This is a genomic window from Luteibacter sp. W1I16, from assembly GCF_050434905.1.
In the GTDB taxonomy this organism is placed as follows: domain Bacteria; phylum Pseudomonadota; class Gammaproteobacteria; order Xanthomonadales; family Rhodanobacteraceae; genus Luteibacter.
This window is the reverse complement of the sequence record NZ_JBNDJJ010000001.1, coordinates 450,806-463,232: the sequence shown is the minus strand read 5'-3', so window position 1 is coordinate 463,232 and position 12,427 is coordinate 450,806. Positions and strand designations below refer to the sequence as shown.

The window sequence follows — 12,427 nt, the reverse complement described above, 5'->3', positions numbered from 1 at the left end:
CGATGCACGCCCTCCGTCCGGCTCAGTAACTGCCGAGCCGGACCTTCAGCAACACCGGCCTGTCCGTGAAGTTGAGACCGTAGTCGGTTTCGTCGCCGTTCCACCAGCGGACCGTTTTCCACTGGCCGTCGACGTAACGGCCTTCCTCGACCCGCAGTAGCTGACCGTGCCGTCCGTCCACGGCATCGCGGGCGAATTCGATGCGCGCGTCGAAGCCGGTGACCAGGTACTCGTCCGCGCCCACTGGCACGACGAGTACGTGCCCGGTCGCTTCGGGCGTGCCAGGCAGCTCGGCGGGCGCGTCGCCCCAGCGGGGTGCGCCGTAAGAGACATCGGCATGCCAGTGGTTGGCTAGTTCGACCGCCTGCTTCGGCTCGCCGCGCTGTTCCACGGCTGCGCGCAGCGTGCCGCGATACGCGGCTGCCGCCACCTGTTCGTTGATCGAATCCACCAGCGCGAAATTGCGCGCATGCGCCAGCGTGGCCTTGCGGCGTTCCGGCGTATCGGGGTCGTTGTCGACGCCGAACAAGGAGAAGCCGATGCCACCCTTCGCCAGCACATGGAAGAGGTAAGGGGCACTGCCAGCGTCGTAGCCGGTTTCGGAAATCCATGGCGGATTGTCGGGACGCGTGTACTGGGCGACCACCTTGGTGAACTCATGGTAATCCGTGCTGTAGAGGTCGGTGCCGATGAGGTCGATGTGCGGCGCACTGGCTTTCCACAGGTCCAGGACGTTCCACGTGGCGCCTCCGCTGGGATAGTCGTTTCCAGGGAGGTGCTTGCCCTTGTAGCGAAGCCACGTGTTGACGTACATCGGCAGCGGATAGGCCGCCTTGCCGGCGGCCGCGACTTCGTCGATGTAGCGCGCTATGCCATAGGCGTTGAACTGTTCGTCGGCCTCGGCACCGAACGTCTCGGTCCAGGTTTTGCCCGTGGGTTTGCCCAGCGCCTTCGCCAATCCGACGGGGACGGTGTCGCGGAAAGCGCGTTCCGCGGCGGGCGAGTGGTCGCGGATGGCACCGATCGTGCCGGGCTCGTTCTCCACCTGCACCATGATGACGGTATGGCGGTCGCCATCGATGCGCTTCAGATGCGCCATCAACGCCGTGAACGCGGCCTTGTCGGCCTCCCGGTTGGACGCCGACTGCGTGGAAAGGTCGTCGACCGGCAGTCCGTGCTCGTCCTGCACGCGCGGATAGCTGGCGGGATCGGACTTCACCCATTCCGGGACGTAATGCATCTGGCCGTTCTTCCAGCTGCCGAACCAGAGGATCACCAGCCGCAGGCCATGTTTGCGTGCGCCGTCGACCAGGGCGTCGACATGGCTGGTGTCGAAGCGCCCCCTCGCCGGCTCGAACTGCTCCCAGTACACCGGCGCTTCCAACGTGTTCGGATGCAGGGCCAGCACGTCGTCCCATACACCGGGCAGCATCGCCGGCCACGCACTGGAGTTATGCAACTGCGCGGCCAGGACCGTATACGGCCGGCCGTCCACGAACAGGGCGTGACGCCCCTGCTCGTGGACGATGCGTGGCATGGACGTGGCGGCACGCGCCGCCGCCGACGCGGCGACGGCCAGCCAGAGCATCGCGACCAGGAAGAGCGAGCGCCTCAAAACGACACCGTCGCGCGCATCCAGTAGAAGCGGCCCAGGAGATCGTAGGTGGCGACGTCGGTATTGGCGTTGGTCGTGTTGTTCGCGTAGTACAGCGGCGGCTGCTTGTCCGTGACGTTGTCCACGCCCAACTCCAGCTTCGTGTGCCAGGGCTCCACGTTATAGCCCACCTGCAGGTTGTGGTAGACATACGCGCCGATCTTGCGCTCGACGCCGGCCTGGTCGTAATCGGCGGAGAGGCCTTGCCGCAGGTCCGCGCTGCCGACCTGGCTACGGCCGACGTAGCGCAAGCGCCACGAGGCGTTCCAGTCGCCGTGGGACCAATTCAACGTGCCCAGCGCGCGCCAGCGGGGGAAGTTGCCGTAGCTGTAGGTGAAGATGCCCGCGTTGTGGATTATCACGGAACTCGGATCGGTCGTATCTGGATTGATGTCGTAGCGCTTCATGTAGGTGCCGTTGAGGCTGGCGGTGAAGCGGCCGTAGCGCGTTTCGGGAAGGCGATAGGTGGCGGCGAAGTCCGTGCCGGCGGCCCAGAGCTTGCCGAGGTTCACCGTCGGCTCGGCCACGTAGTTGATGGTGCCGTTACCGTTGCGGTGGATAAGGGTGCAGAAGGCGCTGGATGGATTGGCGTAACACTGGTTGAGCACCGTTTGCGCGGAGACCGTGGAGATCGTGTCCTTCAGGTTGATCTTCCAGCTGTCGACGCTCAGCGACAGCCCTTCCAGCCAGTGCGGGTCGTAGACCACGCCGATATCGTACGAACGGCCGGTCTCCGGCTTCAGTTGGTAGCCGGCCACTTCCGAACCGGATGCCTTGCCCGATATCTGGCCATCCGCCTGGCGATAGCTGCCATCGGTGGGCACGTTGGCGCAGGCGACGTCGTGGCCGCCGGTATAACCGTTGCATGGATCGTTCACGGTGGCGGAGTCGCCCGCCACGCCTGCGTAAAGTTCGCTGGTGTTCGGCGCGCGGAACACTTCCGACACGGTGCCGCGCAGGAGCAGGTCCTCCACGGGACGCCATTCCAGCGACACCTTGCTGTTCGTGCTGCTGCCCACGGTGCTGTAGTCGGACCAGCGCGTGCCCACGGTGAGGTTGAGAGAGCGAACGCCGGGAAGGTTGGCGAGCAGGGGAATCAGGGTTTCGGCGTAGGCCTCCTTGACGTTGAAACGGCCGGCGAGGGTGGAGGCACAATATTCGATGACGCCGCAGAGGCCGTTCTCATCGGCGGTCCAGAGCGGATCGGCGCTGGTGGAGGTGCTTTCCTTGCGGTACGACAATCCCGTGGCGAGGCTCACCGTGCCGGCCGGCAGGTCGAAGAGGTCGCCGTTGGCGTTGGCCTCCAGTTGTTTCACCGTGTAGACGCTGCCCACGGAAGGGTTGACCACCATCGACTGAAGGTTGGACAGACCGGACGGATCGTTGATGTTGAAGAGGTTCAGCGGCGTGCAGCCGGCGATCGCGTTGCCGGCCGTACCGCAGCGCACCGTGCCATCGGTATCCATGAATGACGGACCGACGGCCTGGTTGAACTTCGCGTAATCCAGGAAGCCATAGTTGATCGAGTCCTGGCGCACGCGGCCGTAGTTGATCGACGTGTCCCATTGCCATGAACTGTCGCCGAAACTGCCACGCAGGCCGGGGTTCACTTGCAGGTTATAGGTGTTGTACTGGTAGCGCCGGTTACCGAGCAGGGTAAGGCGTGTATTGAGGTCGTTCGTGGACGTGCCGGTGGTGCGGTCGGTGCCGAAATCCACGCCGAAGGGGTTGTAGTAGCTGCTGGCCGACGCGAGGAAATTGTCTCCGTTGGCGAAGACGGGTATTGGCGCGATCACCGAGGACGATTTCGTCTTGCTGAAATAGCTGTTGACGTAGGCCCGCACGTAATCGTTGAACTTGTAGTGGCCGATCACGAAGGCATTGGTACGCTTCTGCGGCGTTTGCAGAAGGTTATAGGGTTGGTAGTTGTACGAGTCGCTTCCGTTGTAGCAATGGAAGTCGCCTGGGCCGGCGGCCCCACTGACGCCCGGGTTGAGCGTGACGCGTGAGCAACCGTTGGCAGCGGCCAGTGCGCTCGAGGCGGCGGAGCCGTCGTTGAAGTTGACCGAACCGCTTGGGGTGGCCGATGAACCTTGTTTCACCGGCTCACCGTCGATGAGGTACAGCGCATCCTTGGAATAGTCGCGGGCACCCGCCGGCACCGGGTCGATGTCGCTGTACGACAGGCCGGCGATCACGCCATAGTCCTTGCCTGTGTGGCCAGCGGTCAGCGAAAAATTGCGCCGGTTTCCGTCGCTGCGCTTGCTGGTGCCGAAGTCGCTGGAGATCTGCACCCCGTCGAAATGGTCGCGCAGGATGAAGTTGACGACGCCGCCTATCGCGTCCGATCCATAGATGGCGGAAGCGCCATCGCTGAGCACTTCGATGCGGTCGATCATGTTCGCCGGAATGGCGTTCACGTCGTTGTACGCGAGGCGGATGCCGTTGACGAGTACGAGCGTGCGCTTTTCACCAAGGCCGCGTAGCGAAACGGTGGACGCGCCCGTGCCACCACCGTTGTTCGTGTTGGGGTTGGTGGCGTTGCCCGCGATGGACGGGAGTTCCTGGACGAGGTCGCCGAGGGTGGCCTTGCCGGTGGCTTCGATGGCCGAACGATCGAGGGTGACGACCGGGTTCGCGGTTTCGACGTCCACGCGACGGATGCGCGAGCCGGTGACCGTGATGCCTTCCAGATCCTTGGCTTTGCTGGCGTCGGCGGAGTCGCCACCGCCGGCGTCTTGCGCATGCAGTGTTCCCGAACCGCCGATGAGGCCGATGAGGAGGGCCGCGTGTACGGCCAGGACCAGCGCGTGGCGGCGCGGATGACGGTCGGGCGAATCGCTGTGACGCTGGTGCATGGCTTCCCTCGTTGGCGGTGGGCGTGTGGAAGGCGGACGAGTTCGCTCGGCGCTCGGCATGAGGCCGATCGCTCAGGGGGCGCGGCGGGACCGCGGCCTCGGGAGTTGAAACGCGATCGCGCGGCCGCGCGATCGCAGGGGCTCAGCCCGCGCCGTCCGCAGGCATCTCGGCCTGCCAGTAGACGGCGTAGCGTTCGCCGTGAATCTGGTTGAGCGGGATCACGGACAGCGTGCCGTCGCGCGTGGTCGCGCGGAACGTCAGCGGCTCGTCGGCCGGCGTCAGCCAGTCGAGTCGGTCCGGTCCGTCCATGGCGATGCGAGGCGCGGGCTGTGGCTTCGGTTCGGGCGACGGGCCCGCGTCGTACTTGCCGTACTGCTGGTCGTGCGTCAGGCCTTTGTCGCCGAGCCGCGCGGCGAGCACCAGCGGACCGTAGAGCACGGCCTGAAGGCTGTCGTCGCCCGGCAAGGGCATGGCATGCAGACGCATGGGCAGGGTGATGGTGAGGCGATCACCGGTTTGCCAGCGACGCTTGAGGGTCAGGTAGCTTCCGGGCGAAGCGAACACATCCAGTGGCACGCCGTTCAACGTGACGCTGGCGCCCGGCGCGATCCAGGAAGGAATGCGCAGGTTCACCGTCAGTTCGTGGGGCTCGTCGAGCGTGAACTCGAACGCGCTGGAGGGCTCCTTCGGGAATTCGGTGCGCTGGATCACGCGCAAACCGCGTTCGGGCCAGCGCAGTTCCGAGGCGATGTAGAGATTCACGTGCAACTCGTCGTCGTCGTGCGCGTAGATGGCGTCGTTGAAGCGGGCGAATTCCTCGGCACCGGACCCGGTGCAGCACCAGAACGAATCGGTTGGCGAGTTGTAGAACTTCGCACCACCCGGTTGCAGCGAGTAGTAGTAGAGCTTCATGCCCTTGGCGTCCTGTGTGCCAAGGCGTGCGTTGTAGAGCGTGCGCTCGTAGTAGTCGAACGCGCGCGGATCGCCATTCCACGCGTAGACATGACGGGTCAGTTTCAAGAGGTTATAGGCGACGCAACACTCGGCGGCATACAGCCCGAGTTGGCCCTTGAGGTCGCCCGGGCCGGTCTTCCAGAACTCGTCGTTGCTGGAGCCACCGGTCGCATAACATCGGCCCTGCGTCACCGTTTCCCAGAAATACTCGGCGATACGACGATACCGTGGCTCGCCCGTCAGCTCGTAGCGGCGCGCCGCCCCCAGCACCTTCGGGATCTGCGTGTTGCTGTGCAGCCCTTTCAGTTCATCGCGATGCGCGGCCAGCGGGTCGAACAGCGAGGCCTGGTCGAAGCGATGCGCGGCGTCAAGGTAGCGGCCGTTGCCGGTGATGGCGTAGAGGTCGTACATCGACTCGTTCATGCCGCCGTATTCGGTCTTCAGGATATGCGCGATCTCCGTATCGGAGAAACCGTTCAGCCAGCGCACGGTCCAGTTGCCGATACCGGTGGCGACATCCAGAGCCTGGCGATTGCCGGCGAGCCGGTACATGTCGAGCATGCCGGCCTGGATCTTGTGGATGGTGTAGAAGGGCGCCCACACCTTCTCGCCACGGCTCAACCGGTCGAAGAAGTTCTCCGGAAAGGCACTGAGGTAACCATTGGATTGCTGGCAGGATGCGAGGATGCCTACCAGTTCGTCGCCGCGTGCTTTCAGCACCGCGTCGCCCTGCGCGGCCCATGCCAGGGCCGCCGCCGAAAGGTAATGACCACCGCTGAAGTGCCCGCGCAGTTCGCAGTCGGGCTTTTCCCAGCCACCGAGCGGCACGGCGCGAGTGGGTTTGCCGGCTTGCACCAGGAAGGCCCGGGCGAGCCGGTCCACCGGAAGGCTGTGCAGGTAATCGAGGTTGATCGCCGTGGCGCGGCGGAAATCACTGTCCAGCAAGGTCACGCGGCCGAGCGCGAAGGACTGCATGCGGCTGACCGGCTTGTCGCGCACGGCGGCCGTTGTCGTGCCGGCCGGATCGGCGGTGTCGAAGGCGCGCAACGGAGTCGCCAGCAGGGCACCGGCAAGCGTGGATGCGCTCGCCTTCAGGAAACGCCTTCTCCGATCGATACCTTGCATGCTTCTCCCCGATGTGATGACGCACATCCCCCGATGCACGCTTTCATCCTGCGGTCACACGACCGTGCTGTCTTGTGTCATTTCCGGATGCTCGATGCGGAATCCCGCATAGTCGCCACGACGCGCAGGGTCTGTCCCGGTTTTCCGCGTAAGCGGATGGCGTCGCCATGCCGGTCCGCTGCGGCAACGGCCTCGTCGTCGACCCGGACGTCGGGACCCGTATCGCGCAGGGTGAGCCAGATGGCCCCGGGGCTCGCGCTGACCGGCAGCCTGACCGTCGCGGACAGTTGAGCGTCTTCTTTCCTCAACGTGACGCCGCAGCGCCCCCAACGCGTGGGAGTGGCGTCCAAGCTCACTGGCTCGCCGGTGTCGAGCCACGCGCGGGGAATCGCGCGGGCCAGCCACAGCGTCTCGCCGGCGCTGTCGTCGAAGACGAAGGCCCAGCGCAGCAACAAGGGGACCGTCATTTGCGCGGGCATGCAGAACAACGGCATGCCGCCGGTGATGTCGGCGACCTCGCCGGCCGTCCAGCTTCCGGGCGTATGCGCGTGGTGGCGGTGCGCATACAGGAACAACAGGTACTCGTCGATGCGGCCGAGGCGCAGGAGTTGTTGCGCGTACCCGTAGGAGATGAAACCGAGGATGTCCCGGCTCTTTGGGTCGACGGGGCCGATGTTGGCGACCACGCCGAGGCTGGTGGCGCCATGACCGCGCATGCCATCGATCACGAGATGGGCCAGGTCGTCCGGCAGCACGTCGGCCTGCAGGAGTTCCGCATAGGCGCGGTGCGGCCACTGCTGCTCGCTGGGTTTCTCTTTCGCCAGGGATTCCCGGAACGTGAGCCGGACCCCGGGTAAGGGCGGCGCGTAAGCCGGCTTCAGGTCGTGGCGGATGTTGGCCCGCAGGCTCTCTTCGACACGCCGGCGCAACGCCTCCGCTCGCGCGATCCATGTCGAGGCCGCGGCCGCGGCGGCGTCCGCGATGTCCGGCCACACCGAGGCGATGTCGTGCAGGCCGCGCGCGGCGAGGGCGCTGTTGGCGTAATACGGCTTCCACCACAGCGCCGGATCGGGGAACAGGCAGGCGTCCGATTCGTTCCAGCCATGGATCAGGCCGTGGCCGGGATCACCGGTAGGCAGGCGCAGGCTCTCGTCATGCAATTCCAGCAGCGTCGCGACCGTGGCCTCGATCTTCTTGCGGTGCTTGCGCAGGAGGGGCGCGTCGTTGGTGTAGTGGAAGTAGCGTGCCAGGAGCGAAAGGGTCAGGCCGAACTGCCCCGTCTCGGCGCCGCGCATGTTGATCATGCCGTCGTCCTGGACGAAGTCGCGGAAATAGCCGTCCAACACGGCGGCGGCCTGTTCGAAACGGCCCCATTCCAGGTTGGCGTAGAGCGAACTGGTGAAGGTGTCCTGGAAACCGTCGTATTCGTTGCCGTAGTAGTCCCGGTCGACGGCACCGTACTTGGGATACGTGCCATCCGGACGGACCACTAGTTCGCGGGCGAAGGCATGCATGGCCATGTCCGCCCATCCCGCGACGGGAACACGCACCGACGCGACGTCTTTCAACTGCGCATGCCACTCATCGTGGAAACGCAACAATGCCGCATAGAACGCCTCGGCCCGCGGCGGCTCCCGGCGCGGCGGATAGGCCGGATAGCTGTGTCCATAGACCACCCGGGTGAAGCGGCCATGCTCGACCAGCGCGGTCCGGTGCCAGGTCTGCACGACGAAGCGGTCGTTCGCGTCCACATCGGCGAACACGAGCACGTCGTACCAGCGGCCATCGTCGAGCGGCACCACCTTGTGCACCGCGGGCAACCATCCGCCCAACAGGCCCTCGCGCCGGCGAGCGACCTTCTTCGGGTCGTGCAGGTCGGCGAACACCTGGTCCGCGTGATACGTGCGCGTGCTCCCGGAGGTATAGACGGGCATCGTGTCGGCGCACTGGCGGGTGCCGACGAACGTGGTCCAGGGCAATCGCCCGTAGTAGTTCTCGGGGTCCAGCGCCGATGCCGCGGGTGGAGCGGCCAGGCGCACCTGCGTCTCGTCCGGTTCGCCCTGCGCAAGGAGGCGCTCCGCGAGGAGGTCTGCCCCGGCCAGCGCGACATCGGCCAGCTTCATGCCGAAGTAGGGCTGCGCGGCTTCGTCGTAGGTGGCCTCGGTGCGCTTGCCGATCACGCAGGCCTGCGTGCCGTCGTGGAGCACGATCGGCCCGTCGGGGTGGGAAAGGTCTTCGCCCACCCTCCAGTCGTGCCCTTGCAGGCGAAAACCGGGCAGGCCGACGAGGTCGTCGCGCGGAACCCCGGCAAGCGGAACACGCGTAGGCACGGTGGTCCCGCGAACCGCCGTCTTGCCGGTGGCGACTGGTGGCGGCGCGAACGCTTCCGCCGTCAGCGGGCCCAGGCTGGCGGCGGCACCCGTCGCCGCCAGCACGCGGAGGAAGTCGCGCCGGTCCATGGCGGTCTCATCACCGCGCTCACTCATCGTCGTCGTCCAGTGCGAGTTCGTGGGCCGGCAAGCCGGTGCGCGCGCCCCAGTGGTAGATGCCGATCGCCATGACCAGCACGGTGAGCGAGTCCCAGGGATGCGCGATGGCGCCGATGCCACCGAAGGTGCCCAGCCACGAGACGATCATCGTCAGCGCGTAGAAGCCGATGAGCCACAGCGATGAGCGCACGTTACGCAGCAGCCGCGCACGCTCGCCCCCTGTCGCCAGCTTATAGACGACATAGATGGCGAACATCACGATCTGCAAGCCTAGCAACCATGACACCGTCGCCCACGTGGACCAGTACACGATCAACGCCGCCACGGCGAAGGACAGCGGTCCGATCAGGCCGAAGGCCCTGACCCGGAACGGGCGGACGAGGTCCGGCGCGCTCCGGCGCAACGCGGCGACGGTCACCGGCGCGACGGCGTAGCTGAGCACGAGGGCGGCGGAAACCACCTGGATCAAGGCTTCCCACGACGGAAACGGGAGGGTCCAGAACACCGACAGGGCGAAGGTCAGCCAGAGCGCCGGGCGGGGGATGCCCGACGTGCGATCGATGCGCGTGAGCACCGGGAAAAAAGAGCCACTGCGAGCCCAGCCATAGACGATGCGCGGCGTGGCGTTCATATAGATATTGCCGGTGCCGCTGGGCGAGATCACCGCGTCGCACACCACCAGCGTGGCCAGCCAGCCCAGGCCGAGGGCCATGGCGATATCGTGATAGGGCAGGGCGAAGGCCTTGTCCACGCCTGCCCAGCCTTCACCGAGCAATTCGGTGGGAATGCCGCCGAGGAAGGCGAGCTGAAGCAGCACGTAGATCACGGTCGACAACACCACGGAAAGGATCAAGGCGATGGGGATCGTGCGTTGTGGATCGCGTACCTCGCTGGCGACCGAGACGATCGGCGTCAGGCCGAGGTAGGCGAAAATGATGCCGCCTGCGGAAATCGCCGCCTCCACGCCCGACAGGCCGTTCGGGGCGATGCCGTGGATGGTCAGGTTGCCCGGATGGAAGTGCGTCAACAGCAGCACGATGACCAGCAGGGGCACGACGAACTTGAAGATGCTGACGATGTTGTTCGCCTTGGCGAACGCCCTCACGCTGAAGTAGTTCAGCACGAAGAACACAGCGAGCAGGGCGAACTGCACGGCCCAGCCGAGCAGGCTGGCGTGCGAACTGCCGGGCACGTTCAGCGCCGGCATCCAGGCCGCCGCATACTGGCGGCAGGCCACCACCTCGATCGCGATCAGGCTGGAGAACGCGATCAGCGTGATGAAACCCATCAACGATCCGAGCAACGGCCCGTGCGAATACTCCGGATAGCGCACGGCGCCGCCGGCACGCGGAAGCGCGGCGCCGAGTTCGCAGTACACCAGTCCGAGCAACAACACGGCCACGCCGCCGATTACCCACGAGAGGATGCCGGCCGGCCCCGCCAATGCGCTGACGTGGCTGGCGGCGAAGAGCCAGCCCGAGCCGAAGATGGCGCCGAGGCCTATGAAGGTCAGGTCCACCAGGCTCAGTTGTTTATGGAACTTGCCTTGCGGCGGTGCGGAAGCGTCGGCCATGGTCAGTGATCCTTTCCTGCATAGGGCGACTTGCCGCCGCTGGCGATGAAGGCGTCGATCCGTGCCGCCAGCACGGGAAGAGGTACCGAGCCGGTCGAGAGCACGGTGTCGTGGAAGGCACGGATATCGAAGCGTTCGCCGAGCGCCTTCTCCGCTTTCGCGCGCCCGTCGCGGATCGCCATTTCACCCAGGTAGTACGAGAGCGCCTGGGCGGGCCAGGCGATGTAGCGGTCCACTTCCGTATCGATCTCGTGCTCGGCCAGGGCCGTGTTGTCGCGCAGGTACTGCCGGGCCTGCTCTCGTGTCCAGTGCATCTGGTGGATGCCGGTGTCGACGACGAGGCGCGCGGCGCGCCATGCCTGGTAGCTGAGGTAACCGAAGCGCTCGTACGGTGTGTGGTAGATGCCCATCTCCTGGCCGAGGTACTCACAGTACAAGGCCCAGCCTTCGCCATAAGCGGAGATATAGGTGTAGCGGCGGAAGTCGGGGAGGCCGTCCATCTCCGCGGCCAGAGGCATTTGCAGCGCGTGGCCTGGCGAGGACTCGTGCAAGGTCAGCGCAGGCAGCGAGTAGAGCGGACGCGCGGGTAGGTTGTACGTGTTGACGAGGTAGATGCCTGGCCCGCCACGCCCACCGGTGTAGATCGGAGCGAGATCGGCGGGAACGGGTTTGATCGCGAAACGCCGGCGCGGCAAACGGCCAATGTAGTCGCCGACCACACCGTCCACTTCCTTCGCTATCCACGCTGCGTCCTTGAGCAGTTCGTCCGGCGTCTTCGCGTAGAAGCGCGGATCGCTACGCAGGAACTGGAGGAACTCGGCGAAGCTGCCCTTGAATCCCACCTCCTTGATGATGTCGAGCATCTGCTGGTGGATCGAGGCCATCTCCTTCAAACCCACCGCATGGATCGCCTCGGGGCTCATGTCGAGCGTGGTGTATTCGAGGATCTGCGACCGGTAGAACGCCTCGCCGTCGGGCAGGTCCACGGCGGCGAGGCTATCGCGTGCCTTCGGCGCGTATTCTTCGCGCAGGAAGCGCAGCAGTTTCGCGTAGGACGGGATCACCTGCGCATCGATGATGGCGAGCGCTTCCGCGCGTAGCCTGGCCTGTTCGGCGGCAGGCACGCTGGCGGGCATCTTCTGGAATGGCGTGTAGAAGAGGTTGGCTTCTCCCTTCGTCGTGGTGGTCTGCTGGATGCCGTCGTACTGGCTTTCCACGATCAGTTTCGGCTGGGTGAATCCACGCGCCATGCCCAGGCGCATGTTGGCGATCTGCTCGTCGAAGTAGCGCGGGATATCACGCAGCTTACCCAGGTAACGCCGGTAGTCGTCCTCGCGAAGGAAAGTACCGCGTGCGCTGAAACCGAGGTTGCTCCAGAACGCCGAGTCCGCGTTGAACGGCATCTGCCATGTCTTGTCGCGCTGGCCGGCGAACAAGACCTCGACCTGCTGCCGGTAGACCGCGTAGTCGACGGGGCCGTTCCCGCTCAGCTCCTTCGGATCGATCGCCTGCAATTGCTTCAATACGTCGGCCCAGCACCGTTCGCGTGCATCCTGCGTGGCGGCGTCCACCTTGGGCAGGTTCGACGAGGCGTGGCCGGGACCGTCCTCGTCGTCGGCCCCGGCGAACTGCTGCTGGCGCCAGGTCCATTCGCGTTTATAGATCGCCTCGAACCGTTGGTTCGCATCCTCCGTGGCGTGGGCGATGGGCAGGGTGCCGAGGATGAGTCCAAGCAGGCAGGCCACGCGGGCGACGGATAGGGGCACGGCGATC

Annotated in this window: 6 protein-coding genes; all 6 read right to left on the bottom strand. The window is 65.5% G+C overall.

Features of this window, described 5'->3' with window-relative positions; translation table 11 throughout:
• Nucleotides 1-22: 22 nt before the first annotated feature.
• Complete coding sequence (locus tag QFZ41_RS02020) at nucleotides 23-1,588, bottom strand: DUF5597 domain-containing protein (protein WP_429200166.1); 1,566 nt, start codon at nucleotides 1,586-1,588, stop codon at nucleotides 23-25.
• Nucleotides 1,589-1,611: 23 nt separating this feature from the next.
• Complete coding sequence (locus QFZ41_RS02015; RefSeq protein ID WP_429197226.1) at nucleotides 1,612-4,512, bottom strand: TonB-dependent receptor domain-containing protein; 2,901 nt, start codon at nucleotides 4,510-4,512, stop codon at nucleotides 1,612-1,614.
• A 142-nt stretch (nucleotides 4,513-4,654) separates the two neighbouring features.
• Nucleotides 4,655-6,592 carry a beta-L-arabinofuranosidase domain-containing protein gene (locus tag QFZ41_RS02010; RefSeq protein ID WP_429197225.1) on the bottom strand — a complete coding sequence of 646 codons (1,938 nt, stop codon included), beginning with the start codon at nucleotides 6,590-6,592 and terminating at the stop codon, nucleotides 4,655-4,657.
• A gap of 77 nt (nucleotides 6,593-6,669) precedes the next feature.
• Nucleotides 6,670-9,051 carry a twin-arginine translocation signal domain-containing protein gene (locus QFZ41_RS02005; protein ID WP_429200165.1) on the bottom strand — a complete coding sequence of 794 codons (2,382 nt, stop codon included), beginning with the start codon at nucleotides 9,049-9,051 and terminating at the stop codon, nucleotides 6,670-6,672.
• 19 nt (nucleotides 9,052-9,070) lie between these two features.
• A complete protein-coding gene (locus QFZ41_RS02000; protein ID WP_429197224.1) occupies nucleotides 9,071-10,654 on the bottom strand; it encodes an APC family permease in 1,584 nt (527 codons plus the stop codon).
• Nucleotides 10,655-10,656: 2 nt separating this feature from the next.
• A complete protein-coding gene (locus tag QFZ41_RS01995) occupies nucleotides 10,657-12,426 on the bottom strand; it encodes a DUF885 domain-containing protein (protein WP_429200164.1) in 1,770 nt (589 codons plus the stop codon).
• Between the last annotated feature and the right edge of the window lies 1 nt (nucleotide 12,427).

Bases quoted from the DNA above. Each gene is read 5' to 3' on its own strand.
- QFZ41_RS02020 (WP_429200166.1), bottom strand. From the start codon at position 1,588: ATGCTCTGGCTGGCCGTCGCCGCGTCGGCGGCGGCGCGTGCCGCCACG.
- QFZ41_RS02015 (WP_429197226.1), bottom strand. From the start codon at position 4,512: ATGCACCAGCGTCACAGCGATTCGCCCGACCGTCATCCGCGCCGCCAC.
- QFZ41_RS02010 (WP_429197225.1), bottom strand. From the start codon at position 6,592: ATGCAAGGTATCGATCGGAGAAGGCGTTTCCTGAAGGCGAGCGCATCC.
- QFZ41_RS02005 (WP_429200165.1), bottom strand. From the start codon at position 9,051: ATGGACCGGCGCGACTTCCTCCGCGTGCTGGCGGCGACGGGTGCCGCC.
- QFZ41_RS02000 (WP_429197224.1), bottom strand. From the start codon at position 10,654: ATGGCCGACGCTTCCGCACCGCCGCAAGGCAAGTTCCATAAACAACTG.